General features: G+C 66.0%; 17 protein-coding genes and 1 tRNA gene. 7 read left to right on the top strand and 11 right to left on the bottom strand.

What is annotated here, in order from left to right; all coding sequences use genetic code 11:
* The first annotated feature begins 10 nt into the window (after positions 1 to 10).
* Positions 11 to 898, top strand: a complete 888-nt coding sequence (locus C6A86_RS18095; RefSeq protein ID WP_105365427.1) for an LLM class F420-dependent oxidoreductase — start codon at positions 11 to 13, stop codon at positions 896 to 898.
* Between the two features lie 219 nt (positions 899 to 1,117).
* Here the strand turns inward: C6A86_RS18095 and C6A86_RS18090 are convergent, their stop codons facing one another.
* On the bottom strand, positions 1,118 to 1,498 hold the full coding sequence (locus tag C6A86_RS18090) for a phage holin family protein (RefSeq protein WP_105365428.1): 381 nt from the start codon (positions 1,496 to 1,498) through the stop codon (positions 1,118 to 1,120).
* A gap of 69 nt (positions 1,499 to 1,567) precedes the next feature.
* On the opposite strand from C6A86_RS18090, the gene C6A86_RS18085 reads away from it, so the two are divergent.
* Positions 1,568 to 1,641 (top strand) — tRNA-Ile (locus tag C6A86_RS18085).
* 44 nt (positions 1,642 to 1,685) lie between these two features.
* On the opposite strand, the gene C6A86_RS18080 is transcribed toward C6A86_RS18085, so the two are convergent.
* Both C6A86_RS18080 and C6A86_RS18075 read right to left on the bottom strand, forming a co-directional pair.
* Positions 1,686 to 2,462, bottom strand: coding sequence for a nucleotidyl transferase AbiEii/AbiGii toxin family protein (locus C6A86_RS18080; RefSeq protein WP_105365455.1), 777 nt, complete (start codon positions 2,460 to 2,462; stop codon positions 1,686 to 1,688).
* On the bottom strand, positions 2,452 to 3,105 hold the full coding sequence (locus C6A86_RS18075) for a type IV toxin-antitoxin system AbiEi family antitoxin (RefSeq protein WP_105365456.1): 654 nt from the start codon (positions 3,103 to 3,105) through the stop codon (positions 2,452 to 2,454). Before C6A86_RS18075 ends, C6A86_RS18080 begins: the two co-directional genes overlap by 11 nt.
* A 263-nt stretch (positions 3,106 to 3,368) precedes the next feature.
* On the opposite strand from C6A86_RS18075, the gene C6A86_RS18070 reads away from it, so the two are divergent.
* The 3 genes from C6A86_RS18070 to C6A86_RS18060 all read left to right on the top strand — a co-directional run bounded on the left by C6A86_RS18070 (position 3,369) and on the right by C6A86_RS18060 (position 6,633).
* Positions 3,369 to 4,697, top strand: a complete 1,329-nt coding sequence (locus tag C6A86_RS18070) for a PE-PPE domain-containing protein (RefSeq protein WP_142407065.1) — start codon at positions 3,369 to 3,371, stop codon at positions 4,695 to 4,697.
* Between the two features lie 419 nt (positions 4,698 to 5,116).
* Positions 5,117 to 5,905, top strand: a complete 789-nt coding sequence (locus C6A86_RS18065; RefSeq protein WP_105365430.1) for a maleylpyruvate isomerase family mycothiol-dependent enzyme — start codon at positions 5,117 to 5,119, stop codon at positions 5,903 to 5,905.
* Entirely contained in the window at positions 5,902 to 6,633 is a 732-nt protein-coding gene (locus C6A86_RS18060; RefSeq protein ID WP_105365431.1) for a DsbA family protein, read from the top strand. The genes C6A86_RS18065 and C6A86_RS18060 overlap by 4 nt, the downstream gene beginning before the upstream one ends.
* Here the strand turns inward: C6A86_RS18060 and C6A86_RS18055 are convergent.
* The 3 genes from C6A86_RS18055 to C6A86_RS18045 all read right to left on the bottom strand — a co-directional run bounded on the left by C6A86_RS18055 (position 6,606) and on the right by C6A86_RS18045 (position 11,912).
* Positions 6,606 to 9,353, bottom strand: coding sequence for a cytochrome P450 (locus tag C6A86_RS18055; protein ID WP_311100816.1), 2,748 nt, complete (start codon positions 9,351 to 9,353; stop codon positions 6,606 to 6,608). The genes C6A86_RS18060 and C6A86_RS18055 overlap by 28 nt on opposite strands.
* Positions 9,354 to 9,848: 495 nt before the next feature.
* Positions 9,849 to 10,982, bottom strand: a complete 1,134-nt coding sequence (locus tag C6A86_RS18050) for a cellulase family glycosylhydrolase (RefSeq protein WP_105365433.1) — start codon at positions 10,980 to 10,982, stop codon at positions 9,849 to 9,851.
* Between the two features lie 81 nt (positions 10,983 to 11,063).
* Positions 11,064 to 11,912, bottom strand: a complete 849-nt coding sequence (locus C6A86_RS18045) for an SDR family oxidoreductase (RefSeq protein ID WP_158263324.1) — start codon at positions 11,910 to 11,912, stop codon at positions 11,064 to 11,066.
* A 69-nt stretch (positions 11,913 to 11,981) separates the two neighbouring features.
* On the opposite strand from C6A86_RS18045, the gene C6A86_RS18040 reads away from it, so the two are divergent.
* A complete protein-coding gene (locus tag C6A86_RS18040) occupies positions 11,982 to 13,295 on the top strand; it encodes an HNH endonuclease signature motif containing protein (protein WP_105365435.1) in 1,314 nt (437 codons plus the stop codon).
* A gap of 32 nt (positions 13,296 to 13,327) precedes the next feature.
* On the opposite strand, the gene C6A86_RS18035 is transcribed toward C6A86_RS18040, so the two are convergent.
* Entirely contained in the window at positions 13,328 to 13,633 is a 306-nt protein-coding gene (locus tag C6A86_RS18035; protein WP_396833807.1) for an excalibur domain-containing protein, read from the bottom strand.
* Positions 13,634 to 13,646: 13 nt separating this feature from the next.
* On the opposite strand from C6A86_RS18035, the gene C6A86_RS18030 reads away from it, so the two are divergent.
* Positions 13,647 to 14,549 (top strand): alpha/beta fold hydrolase, encoded by a 903-nt coding sequence (locus tag C6A86_RS18030; protein WP_105365436.1) that lies wholly within the window; start codon positions 13,647 to 13,649, stop codon positions 14,547 to 14,549.
* On the opposite strand, the gene C6A86_RS18025 is transcribed toward C6A86_RS18030, so the two are convergent.
* The 4 genes from C6A86_RS18025 to C6A86_RS18010 all read right to left on the bottom strand — a co-directional run bounded on the left by C6A86_RS18025 (position 14,546) and on the right by C6A86_RS18010 (position 20,482).
* Positions 14,546 to 17,425 carry an RND family transporter gene (locus C6A86_RS18025; RefSeq protein WP_105365437.1) on the bottom strand — a complete coding sequence of 960 codons (2,880 nt, stop codon included), beginning with the start codon at positions 17,423 to 17,425 and terminating at the stop codon, positions 14,546 to 14,548. The genes C6A86_RS18030 and C6A86_RS18025 overlap by 4 nt on opposite strands.
* Before the next feature lie 93 nt (positions 17,426 to 17,518).
* On the bottom strand, positions 17,519 to 18,322 hold the full coding sequence (locus C6A86_RS18020) for a transglutaminase family protein (protein WP_105365438.1): 804 nt from the start codon (positions 18,320 to 18,322) through the stop codon (positions 17,519 to 17,521).
* A 55-nt stretch (positions 18,323 to 18,377) separates the two neighbouring features.
* On the bottom strand, positions 18,378 to 19,073 hold the full coding sequence (locus C6A86_RS18015) for a TVP38/TMEM64 family protein (protein WP_105365439.1): 696 nt from the start codon (positions 19,071 to 19,073) through the stop codon (positions 18,378 to 18,380).
* Entirely contained in the window at positions 19,070 to 20,482 is a 1,413-nt protein-coding gene (locus C6A86_RS18010) for an NCS2 family permease (RefSeq protein WP_105365440.1), read from the bottom strand. Before C6A86_RS18010 ends, C6A86_RS18015 begins: the two co-directional genes overlap by 4 nt.
* Between the last annotated feature and the right edge of the window lie 35 nt (positions 20,483 to 20,517).

Below are 20,517 nucleotides of genomic sequence, written 5' to 3'. Positions count from 1 at the left end.
CGATCATCCGATGCGGATCGGCCTGCACGCACTGGGCATCGGCAACGGGGCCAATCGTCTGATTCTTGACGCCGTCGCGGTCGCCGCTGAGCGCTGCGGTTTCGCCACCCTGTGGTCGGGTGAACACGTCGTGATGGTGGACAGTTCGCAGTCCCGCTACCCGTATTCCGACGACGGGCAGATCGCCGTGCCGTCGACCGCCGACTGGATCGACCCGCTGATCGGTTTGAGCTTCGCCGCCGCGGCGACCTCGACGATCGGTATCGCGACCGGCGTGTTGTTGCTGCCCGAACACAATCCGGTGGTGATGGCCAAGCAGGCGGCGACCCTGGACACGCTGTCCGGGGGGCGCTTCACCCTCGGGGTCGGTGTCGGCTGGTCTCGTGAGGAGTTCGACGCGCTGGGTGTCCCGTTCGAACGGCGTACTGCGCGCACGGCGGAGTATGCCGCGGCGATGCGGATGCTGTGGCGCGAGGACGTGGCTTCGTTCGACGGCGATTTCGTCCGTTTCGATTCGATCCGGGTCAATCCGAAACCCGTCGCAGGAAGCATCCCGATCGTGCTGGGCGGCAACAGTGATGCTGCCCTGGGCCGGGTGGCCGCGTGGGGTGATGGCTGGTACGGCTTCAACCTGGCCGACGTGCCGACGGTGGCCGAGCGCATCGCGTTTCTGCGCCGCAGGTGTGCGGAGAGCGGTCGCGATCCACGTGAACTGCGGCTGGCCGTGGCCCTTCGTGAACCGCGCATCGCAGATGTCGGTCCGCTGGCCGATCTCGGCGTGGACGAGTTGGTGCTGGTCGAGGGTCCGCCTGCCGACCCTCATACAGTGCACGACTGGGTGTCGGCGCTGGCCGACCGCTGGTCCATCAGCCCGACAGGAACTCTCTCCCTCGGGTGACCGGTCGTCCCATCGCGCCGGCGTCTGCGGGCTCGCTGCGGCGGAACAGATAGTCGTTGGTCTGCGGCTCGGTCTTTTTCTCTAGGCGCTCGACATGGTCGGTCAAACGCCAGATCTCTTACACCTTCGACGATTTGAAGAGCTCGACGGTGCGCAGGATCTTGACGACGGTCCACGCCGCGGGCGCGTCTGTGCACACGATTTTCGCAGCACTTGACTTCAGCTGGTGGCGGTCTTCTTCTTGATCACCAGCATCGGCAGCACCAACGTGGCCACCGCGGTGACCAGCCAGACGAGCACGGTGGCGGCGACCCAGGAACCGATGCCGCGGATGCTGATACCGCTGGAGAACAGCGAGGCCAGGATCAGTGCGGCCAGAGTGGAGACCAGGCCGATCCCGCCGAGGAAGGCCGAGGCGTAGCGGCTGGCCATCTTGAGGAAGAACGGCGACAGGATGCCCTGCGCGACGGTGAAAATGACCACCGCGGTGAGGAATCCGAGCGGGCGCAGTGTCACGCCGGGCACGATCAGCGAGGCGACCAGCAGCCCGATGGCCGAGGACCCCAGGAACACGGCGATGCGCAGCAGGAATCTGATCACCCGGTGAGCGTAACCGGGGTGCGGGCCGGTCGGGGGCGCTGTGCGAACATAGGTGCCGCTATACGCGTCGGGGCGGTAGCTCAGTTGGTCAGAGCCGGGGACTCATAATCCCTTGGTCGCGGGTTCGAGCCCCGCCCGCCCCACTTCAGAGGGTGTTTCTCAAGATCAACTCTTGGGAACTCATCGTTTATTCACCGTTCATGACCGTCTTCGCAGCTCGTAATGCCTGCCGCCACGCCTCGCGTACGGCGGCGAGCGCTTCGGCTGCCGTCACGGTCAGGCGGGTCTGTCCGGCCAGCTGCGCCTGCCACTCGGCGTCCGTCGGGGTTCGGTCGAACATGCGCAGCGTCGGCGCCTTGTTGGTTGGTCCGTACCGCCGAAACAGCGCCGCAGCGTCTGCGTCAATAGCGCCGACTCGGCTAAGTGCCCAAAGGTCCCAGAGATCGCGGGCTGCGTGCCGGTCCGTCCATGTCGCCGTCTTCGACGCCGCGAACGCGGGGAGAGTTGGCACAAGCAGTTCAGCAGCGGGTGCTTCCGCATAGCGCTGTAATAGATCGCGGCGTTCCGTCGGCCACACGACCCGGTCGCGTGCGGATAGCAATTGGAGGCGCACTGGGCGTCGGTCCGAAGGGCGCAGTAGCACCGGCAGGGTATCTGCTGTAACGCTTAGGGCGGGTTCGACGGTCAGCTTGCCGTGGGTGCGCGCGACGGCGCGGGGGAGTGTGGCGTCGAGCTCGTTGGCCACCGCTTTGCGGCTGCCGATGGCGATGAGGTCGATGTCCTCACTCAGCCGTCCGTCGGGAAGGTGGGTACGGGCCAGGGCGGTGCCGCCTATGAAGTGGAGGCGGTCACCGAACTCACGGCTGAGGAACGCGAGGATGTGGGAAATAAGGTGGTCGCGCTCGACTTGTTCGGTGGACACACCGAACTGCGTTGCGACCGAGTCGCGTTCGTCAGGGTCGATGATCAACTTCCGCCCAGTCTTCTGCCCGGCGCAGGGATGCCAGGCGGCGTTGTTCGGTGGCGAGGCGCTGGAGGCGTTTCTTGTCGCTGCGTGAGTACAGGGCGGCGACAGTGTCAGGAACGTCGGATTCGTTATCGCCGAGGGTTGGGCGGTGGGCGAGGTCGAGGACTGTCTGTTCAGGCGTGGTCACTAATGCCGGCCCCAGTTCGGTAGGGATGCGTTCGGCGTCGAGACTGCGGGTGTCGCGCTGTACGAACCGCACGACCGCGGGACGATCGGTCAGTGCGATGGGATGGTGTCGGCGTGGCACTGCCACGACTGCGGTTGCCACGGCGCGCGGAAGGACTCCGTGCAGACGTGCGGCACTGAGTCCCATGACGACGATGTCGTCATGGCCGTAGATCGTTGTGGCGATTCCCGCGGCGGCGGCCTCCAGGTCGGGGATCCACCGACGTCCCACCATGTCCTGGGGAACGACAACGTAGTAGCCGTCGGCGAGGCGGTGGAGCAGACCATGATCGGCCAGTCGGACCAGCTGGGTCCTGGGATGGGCATACACAGCGCCGGCATCGCGGGGCCGGATCGTCCGCAGCGGAGCCTGTGCCAGGGCGGCAGGAATCGGCGTGCTGCGGGTTGGCGCCACGTTCACTCCTCAAGTACGCATTTCGTACTCTTAAAGAGTACGAAATGCGTACTCACATGCGCAACCTCGATTTGTGCTGGTCTGACTCAACGCGGCTATGGAGAGCGTCTTCAGTTTTCTGCAAGCGTGGGCGTTGAGGTATTGAGGAAGTTGCTCCTGCACTCCCTCCTGGACCCTGTTTCCGCAAAGTTCCCAACAACTCAGCGCTGGGCGGGAGCCGTGTTATAGGTTGCGATTCATCCGCCCTCACCTGGTAGGTGACCATGCTAGGACCCGTCCGTGCGGCAGCCGCCCTCTTCTGCGCCGCCGCGCTGGTATCGGGTGTGGGGGCGCACACCGCCCCTGTGCAGACCGCCGCGCGCGAGGTGGGGCTCACAGCCAACACCTACGGAATCCAGCCGCTGCTCCTGGGCCGCGGCGACGCGGTCACGCCCGTGCTTTCGGGACGCCCGTGCGGACAGGGGCAGTGCACCGTCATCGAGCATCCCGCCGACCTGAGCGCGGGCTCTATTCCCACCGGTATCGCCAACCTGCATCAGACCCTGATCGAGGATCAGAGCACGGGCATCACCGTCTTCGGTCTCAGCCAGGGCGGGCAGGTCATCACCGGATGGCTGGACATCCACGGTGCCACGGCCGCTCGTCAGGGCGACGTCACCTTTGTGACGGTGGGAAGCCCAGAATCCCCAGGCGGGTTCCGTGACTTTTTCGGGTTCACCGACCCGTCCACCCCTGAGGACAGCGGGTATGCGGTCATCACCATCGTCCAGCAATACGACGGCTGGGGGAACTGGCCCACCAGACTAGGGCTGCTCTCCGCCCTCAACGCAACGATGGGCATGTTCACCATCCACAACGAGTACGACGAGGTGGACGACGCTCCCTACACCGAGGAGGGGATTCTCGAAGCCCTCGCCGCCGACCCAAACGGCGAGGTGAACCGCATTTGGAAGTCCGGCGGCACCTACTACGTGGTGAACCACACCGACCTGATTCCGCTCGCCGTCCCGCTGACGTGGATCGGTCTCAACGGCGTCGCGCGATGGGTCGACGACATCTTGCGTCCGATCATCGACGCGGACTACCGCCTTCCCGCCCACGGCAGCGGGATCACCGTTCCCGCTCCCACTGCCGAACCGGAAGCGCGTACCCAACGGGTCTCCCTGTCCACCGAAGACACCGCTGAGACGGTCGTCGAGTCCCTGCGGGCTGCGTTGCCATCGGGTGAGGTGGACACCGCATCGCCGATGGCCAGTACCGAACCTGTGAAGGTGGCCACCGCGTCGCCGATGGTCAGTACCGAATCCGTGAAGGTGGCCACCGCGTCTCCGACCGACATCGCCAGCGCATCGTTGGAGACACCTACCGAGAAGCGCGACGCCAAGAAGGCCGAGCGTGCCGCCGCGGAGGCGGAGAAGCAAGCGGAACGCGAAGCCAAGAAGGCCGAACGTGCGGCCGCGGAGGCGGAGAAGCAAGCGGAACGCGACGCCAAGAAGGCCGAACGTGCCGCCGCGAGGGCGGAGAAGGAAGCGGAACTCGACGCCAAGAAGGCGGACGCTCCGGCAGCCGATCCAGGTGACGCCGCCGAGTAATCTGTACGTATGTAGAGACGGTGTCGGTAAAGGGTCTGTTGCACGATCCGGTGAGAGATCCCCCTATTCACTTATGAATTCTCTTGTCAGCATGTATTTCTGTGTGAAGACGGAATTGGTTTCAATCGTGAAATGTGCAGCGGCTGTGGACACTCGGACTAGAGACATGCGTCGAGCGACTCCAGATCTGCTTGATCTTTCCGCACCTGACGCTGGCACCTTTCGTGCGCCGCCCGGATTCGATCTTCGGGCTTGACGATCCCACGCCCGAGCAGCCGGCACTGGCGCAGTACGGTCGTAGCAGTACTGGCAACACCATCAGCCCCGAACCTGATCTGAGGAGGTCAAAAGTCCATGACACGAACACGATTCGGCTCACGTGCAACAGACGCACCCAACCGGTGCGCGGAGGTCGCACAATGAGGAGCCTCGGCGAGATCCGTACCGCCACCGAACGGTCCTTTCAGGCCACGGAGACCATCTGCGCCGGACTCGACGACGCCGACTGGCAGGCGCAGTCGCTCTGCCCGGACTGGAATGTCCGAGCCGTCGTCAGCCATGTCACCAGCATTGAAGCGGTGCTGTCTGACTGGCTACCCGAGGACGCCGCGGCGCTTCCGCCGCTGGAGAAGATGACGGAGTGCGAACGCGACACCGCCGGTCTGGACAACGCGGCCTTCCTCGAAAAGGTCTGCGCCATCTACGATCACCGCCGGCGCAATCTCGCCTCCTTGACCGAGGTGGATCTGCAACGACCTTCCTGGACGCCGGTCGGCCCGAAAACCTACGGGCGATTCCTGGAGATCCGGGTCTTCGACTTCTGGGTCCATGAACGCGATATCGCGACCCCGCTGGGCATCGAGACCGACGACACCGGCGTCGACGCCGAGATCGCACTCGGCGAGGTGGAGGGTTCGCTGGGCTACATCGTCGGCAAGAAGATCGGACTGCCCGACGGCAAGAGCATCGCCTTCCACCTCACCGGGCCGATCGTTCGCGATCTCAACATCGCCGTCGACGGCAAGGCCACCATGGTCGACCACCTGCCGCATCCGGACGTCGAGATCATGGCCGAATCAACCACATTCATCCAGCTCGCCTGCGGACGCATCGATCCTCAACAGGCGATCGACTCCGGTGCGATCAGGTGGAACGGCGACGCGGAACTCGGCGAGCGGGCCGCCCGCAACCTCAGGTTCACGATGTGACGAACCCACCCGCATCCGTCGATTTCCACTTCGACATCATGTGCCCCTACGCATATCAGACCTCGCTGTGGATCCGCGAGGTGCGCGCGCAGACCGGCCTCACCGTGAATTGGCGCTTCTTCAGCCTCGAAGAGATCAACCGTCAGGAAGGCAAAAAGCACCCGTGGGAACGGGACTGGTCCTACGGCTGGTCGATGATGCGCATCGGCGCCCTGCTGCGCCGCAACTCGATGGAAGACCTGGACGCCTGGTACAGCCGAGCCGGAAAGGCCCTGCACGTCGACGGGCACAAGCCACATGAAAAGGCGGTCGCCGAACACCTCCTTGCGGAACTCGGCTTCGACTCCGGGCTCGTCGAGGCGGCGATCGCCGACCCCACCACCAACGACGAGGTGCTGGCCGAACACCGGCGGGTGGTCGATGCCGACGGTTACGGCGTACCGACGATGTTCTTCCCCGACGGGCAGTGCCTCTTCGGGCCGGTGCTCCTCGATCCGCCGACCGGGCAGGCCGCCGTCCGACTCTGGGATGCCGTCCTGGCCTGGACCGAGTTCCCACACCTCTACGAGCTTCAGCGGCCCAAGACCGGCGCCGACGAGCGGCTGATCGCCGAGACCTTCCGCCCCTATCTGGAGGCTCGTGACTGGGTCTCGATCAACCGCGGCGAGGTGATCAGCTTCGGTGGCCCCGGGGCTCCCGATCAGCCCGCCCAGACGTCCTCGACGTAGTGGTCGGACGCGACCAGGCCCTCCAGCCAGTCGCGGGCCGCGTCCTCGTCGGCGCCGGTACGCGCCCGGTAGATGTCCCGGAACGCCGTGCGCACCGCCGGGGCCATCCGGCCGCCGTCCCCGCAGATGAACACATGGGTGTCCTTGGCCGGATTCCCGATGAGCTCCCAGACAAGGTCGGCGTCGGCGGCGATCCGGTCCTGCACGTAGCGCACACCGTTCTGCGGCGCCCGGGAGAACGCGGGTCGCATCACGACGATGCCCTGGCGCTCAGCGTCCTCGAATTCTTCCCGGAAGATGTAGTCGACGTCGGGGTCGCGCACCCCGAAGAAGCACAGTGCCGGTGCGAACGGTGCCCCGGCTTGTTTGGCCGCCAGCCGATCACCGAGGAACCCGCAGAACGGCGCCACACCGGTGCCCGCGCTGACCAGGATCACGTTCTTCTCCGGTTCCGCGCCCGCGCGGAACGCCTGGCGGGCCGGGTCCACCCTGGCGCGGATGTGCGCCCCGGGGGCGATGTCCGCCAGATGGTTGGACGCGACTCCCTTGAACAGTCCCTTGCCCGACCGCGCCGTGGTGTCCAGCACGCTGACGATCAGCGCCACCTCCTTCGGTGAGAGCCGGGACGACGAGGCGATCGAATAGTGGCGCGGGGTCATGGGTTCGAGCAGCTCGAGGAGTTCGGCGCCGGTCAGTGCGCAGGCCGGGAATTCTTGCAGACACTCCAACGGGCTGAGCGCGCACTGCTCCTCGGACGCGGCGAGTTCTTCGAGGCGCTGCTTCTCGGGGACACAAGGGTTGGTGGCGGCAAGCCGGCGAAGCTGACTCTGGGTCGCGGGTTTGCGGAGCTCGACGAAGTGGGTGAGGAGTTCGCGGACGCTGACCTCGCGGTCGAGTGCGATGAGCCGCCGTGATGTGCGGCGTGGGTTGATCGACAGCCGCAGGTTCGCATCGATGCCCAGCAGTTCGAGCACCATGTCCACCACGTCGGGGGGATTGTCCGCGAGCACGGTGAGGTGATCGCCGGTGTGATAGTCCACGTCATCCGGAAGGGTCACGCGGACATAGCGTTTGGCCTGACCCAGCGAGTTGTCGGCGCTCACCAGTTCATCGTTGAGCACCACGATCATCGGCTCCACCGCAAACCTGGTGTCGATGGCCGCGGTGACCGGGCCGGTGATGAGCTTCAGATCGTAGAGCGGTTCGTTGTTGTCGGTCAGCGGTGCCGCGTCGGGGTCGCCGAACTGTTCGGACAGTGCTGCCCAGAACGCGGTGGTGAATTCCTCCAGTGCTCCGGTGAGGTCACCCGAGGTATCGGCGGCGGCGCGCGGGACCAGGGGTTGGGCCCCAAGTTCGTTCAGCCGCTGGTCGATTCGGATCGGCACGGCCTGGTAGGTGTCCGCCCAGTTGTGATCACCGACGCCGAGCACGGCGAAGCGCGGGCTGCCGCCGAGAATAGTGTCCTCGCTGAACAGCCAGTCCACGAAACCGCGGGCATCATCGGTCGGCTGCCCGTTGTAGGACGACGCGACGATCAGAACGGCATCGGCGTCGGGTAGCCCGCCGGCGGCGTCGTCGAGGGGCGCCACGGTTGTGGCACAACCGATATCGGCGGCCTCCTCGGCGAGTTGCTTTGCCAGCGCCCGGCAGGTGCCGAGGTTGGATCCGTGCAGGATCGCCAGCGTGGTGCCCGCTCTGACGGGCATCGAGGTTCCCACCACGGCCGGCGTCGACGGTTCCGCCACCGCGACGTGGCGGTCCGCGGGGGAGCGGCGGATGAGGTCGAGCTGGAACCCGACGGGCCGCCGGCTCAGACCTTCCCACTGCAGCACATAATGCTGCGAGTCCACCAGGCGGTAGCGGTGGACGAGGCGGGCGATCAACATGGCCGCCTCATGCAGCGCGAACTGCCGTCCGATACAGGATCGCTCACCGGTGCCGAACGGCTTGAACAACGAGGTCGAGCGGCCCTCGGCGGCGGCAGGGTCGAACCGGGACGGGTCGAACAGTTCGACGTTGTCGCCCCACTGGGGCTGGCGGTGCAGCGCTCCGGTGAGGATGGTCACGGCTTCGCCGGCCTTGATCGGATACTTGCCTCCGATGATGGTGTCCGCCAACGCCATCCGGTCGAAGTTCAGCACCGGAGGGGACAGCCTCAGGGTCTCGCTGATCACCTGACGCAGATAGGAGAGCTTGCCGATATCGTCGTAGGTCGGCAGGTAGTCGTCGTCGGATCCGAAGACCGCGTCCACTTCGCTCTGCACGCGCGCCAGCACCGCCGGGTGGCGCACCAGGTTGTAGACCGTGTTGGGCATGAGCTCGGAGGTCGTGAGCTGACCGGCGATCAAAAACGTCATGATCTGGTTGCGGATATTTGCGGTGTCGAGCAGCGGTTGACCGTCGCCGCTGCCGCCGAGCATGACGTAGAGCAGATCGTCACCCGTGCCGGCCGCGCGGTGCCCGGCGATCAACTCGTCGAAGTAGCTGTGCAGGGTGGCGCGGTCGGCCGCCAACGCGGTTGTCTCGCCGTTGGTTACGGACTCGACGAGCGCGGAGGTGAAGCACGCGGGAATGGGGGCCAATCCGTCATGGTCGAACGAGTCGAACCGTGCCCCGAACCCCGCCAGCCCCACGGTATCCATCGCCAACTTCTGCAGGTCGTCGGAGACGTTCACCGGCGTATGTCCGGCGGCCGCATCCCACCGATCGACCAGTTGCACGTTGATCTCGAAGCATCGCGTCGTGGTAGTTCCGCAGCCCCGCATAGCTGAAGCCCGGCAGGAGCACGTCGTGCGCCTTCTGCCAGTTCGGTTCGCCGTAGTACGCGGTGAACAGGCCATCCCCGGCCAGTGGGCGCACCCGGGCAAGCGTCGGGGTCATGTTCTTGGCGAATCTGCTTTCATCGCAGAGGTCGTCGACGAGTTCCATCGAGCACGCATAAAGCTTGCGGATGCCGTTCCAGTCCGCATAGAAGATCGGGCCGTGCCGCTCCGCCAGGATGTCGATGGGCAGGGCATAGGGCCGCCCGGCCAGGTCCGCCGCCGTGGGCAGCGGCTGCCCTTCGATAGACGGCACGTTGTCCAATGCCGGCGGCAGCGACGGCGAGAAGTCGGGCATCCACGCAGCGTATGCGCTTGTCGGGGTGTCTCTCAGCCGATCGCCCGCAATTTACGACTTCGACATTTAATCGTTGGGTGCAGGGTGACCGAGTGATGTCAGGCGGGCGGGGCCTTGGCCGTCAGCTTCTGAATGGTCGCGATCTCGCTGGGGCGATAGGCGCTACCGTCCGGCTGGATCAGATCGTGGAACCACGTCTTGGGGGCCTCCTTGTAGGGCTTGTCCCAGGAGTCCCACGGGAGGTAGGTCTGCGTGCGGCCTGCGATGAGTCCCCAGTTGTAGACGCCGACACCCCGCTTCTTCGCGATGGGGAGGATGCCCTCGACGGTGCTGCCCTCCTCGCGGGCCAGGTACTCAGTGCACATCATGGGACGGCCCAGTGGGGCGAGTTCGTCTATGCGAGCGTCGAATTCGTCTGGGTTGCCATAGCTGTGGAACGTGATGACGTCGGAGTTGTCCAGCTGAATCGAGGCGATGGCGCTGCGGCGGCCGGAGGCCCAGTTGCCCTGCCACACCCCGCTGGTCAGCGGTTGGACGGGATCAACCGACCGTGCCCACTCGAAGACCTGCGGCAGCAGTTTGGCGACCACCTGCTGCTTGTCGGCGCGTTCGACTTTGCGGTACTGCTTGGCGGGGTTGTCGGGTTCGTTCCAGAGGTCCCAGCCCAGGATGCGATTGTCATTGCGGAACGCACCGATGACCCCGGCGACGTAGTCGCGCAGCACGGGAAGGTAGGCGGGGTCGTCGATCAGGTCGGCGCCGGGTCCCTGCACCCAACCCGAGTTGTGCACCCCCGGAGTCGGCGCGCGTTGCGGACCGACTTTCGGATGCGGATCCCAGCAGGAGTCGAAGAGCACGAACAGCGGCTTGATGCCTCGGTTGGAGGCGATGTTGACGAACTGCTGCATGCGGCGTAGGAATCCGGCACGGTCCTGGGCCCACAGCTGATCGTGCAGGAACACCCGCATGGTGTTCATCCCGACCCGTCGAGCCAGCTGGAATTCACCGTCGATGCGCCGCGGGTCGTAGGTACCGGCCTGCCACATCTCGATCTGATTGCTTGCCGTCACGGGAACGTAGTTGGCGCCGACCAGCCAGCCTTGGGCCTCATACCAACTGTTCGCACGGGCCGCCGGCCAGCGGTTCGCCGCCGCGGAGGCGGTGGGCAGGTGGGTCAGCGCTGAGCCCGCTGCCAGGAAAAGGGGGAGCTTGAGGGCCGTCCGACGGTGCACCTACAGAATCTACGGTGCGGCGAACGTCGACTTCGACCCCGCGAACTGCTTCGCAATCACTCGGAGGTCAAACCGTGATGATCAGTCCGTCTTCCCGAGGCCTTTCGCCATGAATTCCCCGATCGACACCACTGCACGCCGGCGTGACATCAGCCGGGTCTGGGCGAGCAGGAACAGCCGGTTGGGCAGGCTCGGCACCAACATGTGCTTGCGGCCTACCGCCGCGAGCACCCGTCGCACCACCGCATGCGGTTCGGAGATCAGCCACTGGGGGTATCTGTCGAAGAGGTCGCCCTGGGTGTTCATCAGCCCACCCACCATCACCAGCACGTCGACCCCGCTGCCGAGCAGTTCGAACCAGAGCGCCTCGCCGAGGCCGATCTGGAACGCCTTGTTCGCGCCGTAGGCACCGGTGAAAGGACTTGAGGTGAGGCCGACGCCGGACGCGACGATGATGATCGAACCCGTTCCCCGAGAGCGCATCTGATTTCCGAAGCGGTGCACGAGGTCGGTGTAGCCACGGGAATTGATATCGATCATGCGGCGGTGCACATCGAGCGACATGTCCAAGATTCTCGGAGTATCCGCGGGCGTGAACATGTGGTTGCACACCAGCACATCGATATCGACGCCGGTCGCGGCACTCTCGATCAGCTCAATCGCGTTGGTATCGGCCATGTCACAGGGCACGGCCCGTACTTCGACGCCGAAATCACCACGCAGCTCGGCGGCGCGGGCGGTCAGCTCCTCGTCGAGGACGTCGACGAGAATCAGGTTCACGCCTTCGGCGGCCAACTGCCGTGCGAACGCGTAGCCGAGGCCGACCTCGCGGGCCGCGCCGGTCACGACCGCCCAGCCGCCCCGGTAGTCGCGGATGCGCGACCGACGCAGTGGCTTCAAGCGCCGGCGGTGCGAAGCCGTGCGATCCATCGACATCCTCCTTGCGGTAGCCCTGCGAAGGTAGCCGAACTTGTCGGACCGTCTCGTTAGAATCGTGGTATGCCGCCGCCGACAACACCTTTCGCCGCACACACACCTCGGGTGTCGCGTTTGGAGGTGTTGTTCGAGGAGATGGCGGAGTTGACCGGGCAGCGTAATGCGATTGATGGCCGGTTGGTGGAGATCGTCGCCGAGATCGACGGCAGAGGCACAAATGACGGGAACTCGCTGTGGGGTGCGACCGGCTGCCGGTCGATCGAAGCGCTGGTCGCCTGGAAGGCCGGTATCTCTCCTCGCAACGCCGAAACTATGGTCGCCGTCGCGCATCGCATTGATGAACTCGAACGCTGCGTCGCAGGGTTGCAGGAGGGTCGGGTGTCCTTGGATCAGATCGGGGTGATCGCTGAAGGCGGTGGCCAGGGCTGCGATGAGCATTACGCGGAGTTGGTGAAGGTCGCCACCGTGAGCCAGTTGCGCACCGCGGTCAAGCAGGAACCCCGCCCCGAGCCCGAGTCCAAGCCCGAACCCAAGCGCAAGATCACCAAGATCGAGAACGACGATTCCACGACGTGGCGGATCACCCTTCCCAAGGTGGAGGCCGCGAAGTTCGAAGCCGGCCTGCAATCACATCGGGACGCTTTGGTGGCGGACTGGAAACGTGACCACGATGCGCAGGACAGCATCGAGCCCGAGGACGGCAGCGCCCGCGTCTGGGACCAGGAATCCACGGTTTCTGAGCAGGCCCCGCCGTTCCCCGACGCGGTCGATGCGTTCATGAGCCTGATCGAGGCCGGCTGGGACAGCGACGTGGCGCGGCGCCCGCACGGCCAGCACACCACCGTGGTCATGCACCTCGACCTCGAGAAACGGGTCGCGGCCCTGCATCTGGGCCCGGCCCTCACCGCAGACGACCGCCGATATCTGCTCTGCGATGCCACCTGTGAGGTGTGGTTCGAACGCCACGGCCGCCCCATCGGCGTCGGGCGGGCCACCCGCACCATCAACCGCCGGCTCCGCCGCGCCCTGGAGCACCGCGACCAGACCTGCGTGGTGCCCGGCTGCGGGGCCACCCGAGGTTTGCACGCCCATCACCTGGTGCACTGGGAGAACGGCGGGCCGACCGAACTGTGGAATCTGGTGCTGGTCTGCCCGTTCCACCACCGCCTGCACCACAAAGGCGGTATCACCCTCACCGGGCCCGCCGACAAGCTCAAGGTCACCGACAGCGACGGCGAGCCAATGACCGACAGCTCACTGGCCAGACCACCCACCACACCAGCACCGCAAGTGCCGCCCTGCCCCGGACCGAAAGGCGAACGCGCCCAATGGTGGTGGTACACACCATTCGAACCACCACCACCGACAACGAATTAGGCGACCTCGGTGCGGGCCGGAATGGTCCAGTTCTACTCGCAGCCAACCCCGTTGCCGTCATTGTCGAGCCCGTAGATGTCGTCTCCGATCACCGTCACGGGGCCGGCCACGTATTCCGGTCCGTTGCCACTGCCACCCTCGCAGTCGACATCGCTGGCCTCCGGGACACAGGCGCCGGAGTAATTGGAATCGCACGACGACTGCTGCTCGGCGGTCACAACCGGTGCGCTCAGAAGGCCGAACGCCACCAGTATTGACGCGAGAGCCAATTTATCCACAGCTGCAGAGCGTAGCGGCACCTGCGCTACGGCAGCCGCGGACCAGCCGAACGGGATCACTACAGTCACCCCCATGGGGACCGAGATGACTGAGCCCGGGCACGAGCAGGCCGGCTCCGGCGTCGAGCCACCGATCGCAGCCCATGTGCGGGAACGGTTCGATCTGCTGGAGCGGTTCGCGCCCGGTGAGGGGGCCCGGTGGGCCACCGAATTATGGTGCACCCCGCCGGCGGTGGAGATGAGTCTGCGGATGCCGCCCGGTGTCCCACCGAGTCAGCCGATCGAAGCGGCCTGGGACGGCAACCGGATCATCGGCGAATCGTGGGGCGAGGGTGACCCGGTGTACCTGGTGCACGGATGGGGAGGCTGCCAGGCCCACATGGGCGTTTTCGTCAAACCTCTCGTCGAGGCCGGCTACCGCGTCATCGCCTTCGACCTGCCCAGCCACAACGGGTCCGATCCGGGTGCGATGGCCCCTGGCCGCACCACCATCGTGGAGTGCGCCCGGGCCGTGCACGCCGTCGTCGACGAGTTCGGTCCCGCGCACGCCGTCATCGGTCACTCGCTCGGCGCCAAGGCGACCTCCCTCGCGGTGTCATGGGGGACCGCCGCGCAACGTCTGGTGTTCCTCGCCCCGATGGGCGACTTCTCCTGGTATATGGACGTTTTCACGCAACGCCACGGTTTCGGGCCGCGCATCCGGGAAGGGCTGCACCGCCGGCTGGACCAGAAGCTCAGGATGCCGCTGTTCGACACCGATATCTCCGCCGTGGCCGACCGCCCCGAGAACCCGCCGCTGCTGGTGATCCACGATCCCGACGATCCCGACAGCCCGTACCGGTTCAGCGAAGAGATCGTCGCCGCGTGGCCGAACGCGAAGCTGCACACCACCAAGGGGCTGGGGCGCCTGGCGCACTACCGCTTGTTGCGGCACCGCCCGGCCCTGGACGCGGCCCTGGCGTTCATCACGGACTAAGGCTGGGCGGGCTCCAGCGGCCGCGGCGGCGTGGCGGGCTGCGCGGGCCGTTGCCGGACAATCTGCGGCCACCAGAACCATTTGCCCATCAGCGCGGCGATGGCCGGGGTCATGAACGACCGGATCACCAGCGTGTCGAACAGCAGGCCGAGGCCGATGGTCGTGCCGATCTGGGCCACCACCGTCATCTCGCTGACCACCATCGCCATCATGGTGAACGCGAAGACCAGCCCGGCGGCCGTCACCACCGAACCCGTGCCACCCATCGCGCGGATGATGCCGGTATTGAGACCCGCGGCGATCTCCTCCTTCATGCGCGCGACGAGGAGCAGGTTGTAATCCGCGCCGACGGCGAGCAGCACGATCACCGCCATGGCCATCACCATGAAGTGCAGCTCCACACCCATGATGTGCTGCCAGACCAGGACGGACAGCCCGAACGATGCACCCAGTGACAACACCACCGTGCCGACGATGACGGCCGCGGCCACCAGCGCTCGGGTGATGAGCAGCATGATGATGAAGATCAGGCTCAGCGCCGCGATCCCGGCGATGACCAGGTCCCAGTTGTTGCCTTCCTGCATGTCCTTGAAGGCCGCCGCGGTTCCGGCGAGGTAGATCTTCGACCCCTCCAGCGGGGTGCCCTTCACGGCTTCCTTTGCCGCGGTCTTGATCTCGTCGATCAGCTTGATGCCGTCGGGGGTCAGCGGGTCATCTTGGTGGGAGATGATGAACCGCACCGATTTACCGTCGGGGGAGATGAAGCTGTCCATACCGCGCTTGAAGTCTTCGTTGTTGAAGGTCTCCGGCGGCAGGTAGAAGGTGTCGTCATTCTTGGCGTCGTTGAACGCTTCGCCCATGGCGTGCTGATTCTCCGACATCGCCATGCCCTGGTCCTGCATACCCTTCTGGGTCTGATACATCCGCAGCATCATGTCGCGGGAGGACTCCATCGTCGCGATCTGTGCCGGCATCGTTTCCAGCATCTGCGGCATCAGCGCGTCGAGCTGCTGCAGGTCCGGAATGACCGATTCGAACTGAGTGGTCAGCCGGTCGGTGCCGTCGAGGGCGTCGAACACCGAGCGCATCGACCAGCACAGCGGGATGTTGTAGCAGTGCGGCTCCCAGTAGAAATAGTTGCGGATCGGCCGGAAGAAGTCGTCGAAGTTCGAGATGTTGTCGCGCAGTTCCGCGACGTCGACGGCCATGTCCTCGGTCTTGCCGACCATGCTGTGCGTGGTAGCGCTCATCTCCCGCATGAGGGCCACCATGCGGTTCATCGTGTCGATGGTGGACTGCATGTCGTCGGCCTGCACCAGCATGTTGGCGAACATGTCTTCCTGGTACTTCTGGTTCATCTCCTGACTCGCGCCACTCATGCTCATCTGAGCGGGAATGGTGCTGAACTCCAGAGGCTCGCCCGACGGGCGGGTGATGGCCTGCACGTTGCCGACGCCGGGCACCTTGAAGACGGCCTTGGCGATCTTGTCGATCACCAGGAAGTCCGCCGAGTTGCGCAGATCGCGGTCGGTCTCGATGAGCAGCAGTTCGGGGTTCATCCGGGCCACGCCGAAGTGCCGTTCGGCGGCCGCGAACCCCTGCTGGGCGGGCAGATCCTGCGGCAGATAATTGCGGTCGTTGTAGTTGGTCTGGTAGCCGGGCAGCGCCAGCAGGCCGATCAGCGACAGCGCGATGGTGGCCAGCAGCACCGCTCCGGGCCAGCGCACCACGACCGCGGCCACCCGTCGCCAGCTCCGGATGCGCATGGCGCGCTTGGGTTCCAGGACCTTCCCGAACCGGCTGGCCACGGTCACCACGGCCGGGCCCAGGGTGAGCGCGGCCAACACCACCACCACCATGCCGAAGGCCATCGGGATACCCAGGGTCTGGAAGTACGGCAGCCGGGTGAAGTGCAGGCACAGCATGGCGCCGGCGATGGTCAGGCCCGATCCGAGCACCACATGGGCGGTGCCGTGAAACATGCTGAAGTAGGCCGATTCCCGGTCCTCGCCGACCGATCGTGCCTCCTGATATCGGCCGATCAGGAAGATCGCGTAGTCGGTGGCCGACGCCACGGCCAGCGTCACCAGCAATTGGGTGGCGAACGTGGAGAGCCCGATCAGCTCGTGATAGCCCAGGAAGGCGACGACTCCGCGCGCCGCGGTCAACCCCAGCACCACCATGACCAGCACCAGGATCGTGGTGATGATCGAGCGATACACCAGCAGCAGCATCGTGATGATGACGACGAAGATGGCGCCCTCGATGATCTTGACGCTGCGATCACCGGAGATCTGCTGATCGGCGGCCAGCGCCGACATGCCGGTCACATAGACCTTCACCCCCGGCGGGGGTGGTTCGGCCTCGATGATCTTCTTCGCGGCCTCCACGGATTCGTTGGCCAGCGACTCGCCCATGTTGCCGGCCAGATACACCTGGACGTAGGCCGACAAACCATCCGAGCTCTGCGCCCCGGACTCGGTCAGCGGGTCGCCCCAGAAGTCCTGAACGTGCTCGACGTGTGCGGGGTCGGCGAGCAACCGGTCGACCATGTCGTTGTACCAGTAGTGCGCATCGGCGCCGAGGCGCTCCTCGCCCTCCAGCACGACCATCACCGAACTGTCCGACTTGTACTCGTCGAACACCTCGCCGACCCGCTTGCTGGCGATCACCGACGGGGCGTACTCCGGGGTCATCGACACCGAGCGCATCTGGCCGACGGTTTCCAGCGGCGGAATCGTCAGGCTGAGCACGGCGACGATGCCGATCCAGCCGATGATGATCAGGACGGCGAACTTGCGGATGAATCCGGCGATGCCGCCGCGTCGCTGCTGCTGATGGGGGGTGACGACCGTGGCCGCTGAAGAGTCGGGCACGTCCGGTCGCTCTCCTGATCATGTTTAGAGGTACTTAATTTTTACCAGATCCGCGATGCCGATGGCAGGACAGCCTGTCCTCACCTGAGTATGTCAGTGCAGCGTCGCCAGCTCGGCGGGCGAATCCGAGGGCAACATCCCGTCGGTGACGGCGCGGACGTTGAGCAGGCTGAGAAAGATCGACCCGTTGTGGTTGTCCAGGAACGCGGTGTCCGCGGCATCACGTCCGGTGGCGATGCGCACCAGGCTGTCCCGCGGGGCCAGCAGCGTCGCGTCGACCACGCGCCACTGTCCGTCGACGAACGCCTCGGCGACGGCGTGGAAATCCATCGGGTACAACCCCGGTGCATAGACCGAGACCAACCGGGCCGGCACCTTGACCGCACGCAGCAGCGCGACCACCAGGTGTGCGTAGTCCCGGCAGACCCCGGCGCCGGCCAGCATGGTGTCGACCGCGCCGTCGATCGGATCGCTGGAACCCGGCACGTACAGCAGGCGCTGACCCACCCAGGAGGAGACGCGTTCCAGCAGGGTCGCCGAGTCGTTGAGCTGACCGAATTCGGTTCCGGCAAAACCGAAGAGCTTGTCGGACTCGGCGTAGCGGCTGGGTCGCAGATACATCGACTGGTCGTAGTCGGTGACCGGCGGCGGATCGGCATAGCCGACGATGGTGGCCGAATAGTCGACCCGCAGATGACCGACCCCGGCATCGAACTTGTGGATGCGGTTGCCGTGGGTACCGCTGATCTCCAGGGGTGTGATCGGCTGCCCGTTCAGCACGAAGCTCAGCGACTCGGTCACCTCGGCGCCGGGGTGTGGTGCCACCGCGATCTGAAACTCCAGTGTCGTCGGCGCATTGATCTCGACCTCGAGCTCGGCCCCGACATCCCGTTGCATGCCCCGATCATGCGTGAGTCGCCGCGAACATGCGAACTGGCGTGCCTTCGGTGCGCTACTCGGCCGAGTCGGTGCGGCTGGCGCGCCAGCCCCGATAGCCGCGGTGCGCGGCGAACGCACCGATCACCGCCGTCGCGCACCACACGGCGATGGCCACGTACACCAGCGGTGAGGACAGATCACCCACCGAGGCTCCCAGCGCGGTGTAGGCGAACGCCCGTGGCGCCGATCCGATGAGCGCTCCGATCATCATCTGCCACAACGGAACTCCGAACGCCCCGAAGGCATAGGAGGCCGCCGCATCCGAGATGCCGGGAACGAACTTCTGGCCGACCACCGCCCAGAGCCCGCCGCGGGCGATGAGCGCGTCGATACGGTCGGCGCGATCCGCACCCAGCAGGGCGCGGGTGCTCTCGCGACCGGCCCGGCGCCCGGCCAGGCCGGCGATCGTGGCGGTACCGACCGTCGCACCCAGGGTGACGAAGGTGCCCAGCACCGGCCCGAACAGCAGACCGCTGCCTGCGGCCAGCAGGGGCCCCGGCACGAACAGGCTGCCCAGCACCGCGGACACCACCACATAGACCAGCGGGGCGGCCGGCCCGGTGGAGGCCACCGCATCGCGGATATCGGTGAGGTCGAGAATGCGCGCGACGCCGATCAGGTACCACAGCCCCAGCAGAAACGCGGCCAGCAGGGCGAGCCGGACGATATGGGCTCGCCGGTCGGGCTTGACGACGTCGACGACCCTCACGCCCCGATCAGGGAGTCGACCCAGCCGCGCGCGAAGTACAGCAGGAAGCCCGCCGCGACGACCCACAGCAGCGGGCTGACCTCACGGCCCTTACCCGCTGCCGTCCGCACGATGGCCCAGGAGATGAAGCCGACACCGATACCGTTGGCGATCGAATAGCTCAGCGGCATCACCGCGACCGTCAGCACCACCGGCAGGGCGATGGAGAAATCGGCGAGGTCGATCTCACGCAGATGCGAGGCCATCATGGCGCCGACGATGACCAGCGCGGCGGCCGCCACCTCGGTGGGAACGATGGCGGCCAGCGGCGTGAGAAACATTGCGGCCAGGAACAATCCGCCGGTCACCAGGCTGGCCAGTCCGGTCCGCGCGCCCTCGCCGATACCGGCGCCGGACTCGATGAACACCGTGTTCGACGACGCCGAGGCCGCGCCGCCGACCACCGCGCCGGCACCCTCGACCACCAATGCCGACTGCAGCCGCGGGAAGTTGCCGTGCTCGTCGGCGACACCGGCCTGGCGGGACAGGCCGGTGAAGGTGCCCATCGCATCGAAGAAGTTGGTGAACACCAGGGTGAACACCAGCATCACCGCGGCCAGGATGCCGATGCGCCCGAAGCTGTCCAGGCTGAACTCGCCGACCAGCGACAGATCGGGCACCGCGAACGGGGATCCGCTCAGCGTCGGCACCGACAGCCCCCAGCCGCCGGGCTTCTCGGTGGCCGAGCCCAGATGCCAGATGGCCTCGATGACGACCGCCACGACGGTGCCGGCGATCAGTCCGATCAGGATGCCGCCGCGCACCTTACGGGCGACCAGGATGGCGGTGATCAGCAGCGTGAAGACGAACACCACGGTGGGGATGCTGGTGACCGACCCCTCGCCCTGGCCGCCGAGGCCGACCGGTGGGGACGGGCTGCCGGTGGAGGCGACGAACCCGGCGTCGACGAGGCCGATGAACAGGATGAACAAACCGATACCGGCCGTGATGGCCAGTTTCAGCGGCATCGGCACCGCGTCGAAGATCATCCGGCGCAGGCCGGTGACCGCCAGCAGCACGATGATCAGCCCGTTGATGACCACCAGGCCCATGGCCTCGGGCCAGGTGAGCGAACCCACCACCGAGGACGCCAGGAACGAGTTGATGCCGAGGCCGGCCGCGAAGGCGAACGGCAGCCGGGCGACGACCCCGAACACGATGGTCATCACGCCGGCGGCCAGCGACGTGACCGCCGAGACCTGGGTGAAGCCCAGCTGATTGCCTGCGACGTCCGGCGACCCGGACAGGATGATCGGGTTGAGCACGATGATGTAGGCCATCGCGATGAAGGTGACGACACCGCCACGCATCTCGGAGGAGATCGTCGATCCGCGTGCGGTGATTTCGAAGAAGCGGTCCAGCCGGTTCACGGTACGACCTTAAAGGTGCCCCGCGGGGTGCGCGC

This window comes from Mycobacterium sp. ITM-2016-00316, from assembly GCF_002968335.2.
Lineage (GTDB): Bacteria > Actinomycetota > Actinomycetes > Mycobacteriales > Mycobacteriaceae > Mycobacterium.
Note: the sequence above shows the minus strand (reverse complement) of the source record. Positions and strands in the feature narration are given on the sequence as shown.

Bases quoted from the DNA above. Each gene is read 5' to 3' on its own strand.
- C6A86_RS18040 (WP_105365435.1), top strand. From the start codon at position 11,982: ATGCCGCCGCCGACAACACCTTTCGCCGCACACACACCTCGGGTGTCG.
- C6A86_RS18070 (WP_142407065.1), top strand. From the start codon at position 3,369: ATGCTAGGACCCGTCCGTGCGGCAGCCGCCCTCTTCTGCGCCGCCGCG.
- C6A86_RS18030 (WP_105365436.1), top strand. From the start codon at position 13,647: ATGGGGACCGAGATGACTGAGCCCGGGCACGAGCAGGCCGGCTCCGGC.
- C6A86_RS18095 (WP_105365427.1), top strand. From the start codon at position 11: ATGCGGATCGGCCTGCACGCACTGGGCATCGGCAACGGGGCCAATCGT.
- C6A86_RS18020 (WP_105365438.1), bottom strand. From the start codon at position 18,322: ATGCAACGGGATGTCGGGGCCGAGCTCGAGGTCGAGATCAATGCGCCG.
- C6A86_RS18065 (WP_105365430.1), top strand. From the start codon at position 5,117: ATGAGGAGCCTCGGCGAGATCCGTACCGCCACCGAACGGTCCTTTCAG.
- C6A86_RS18045 (WP_158263324.1), bottom strand. From the start codon at position 11,912: ATGGATCGCACGGCTTCGCACCGCCGGCGCTTGAAGCCACTGCGTCGG.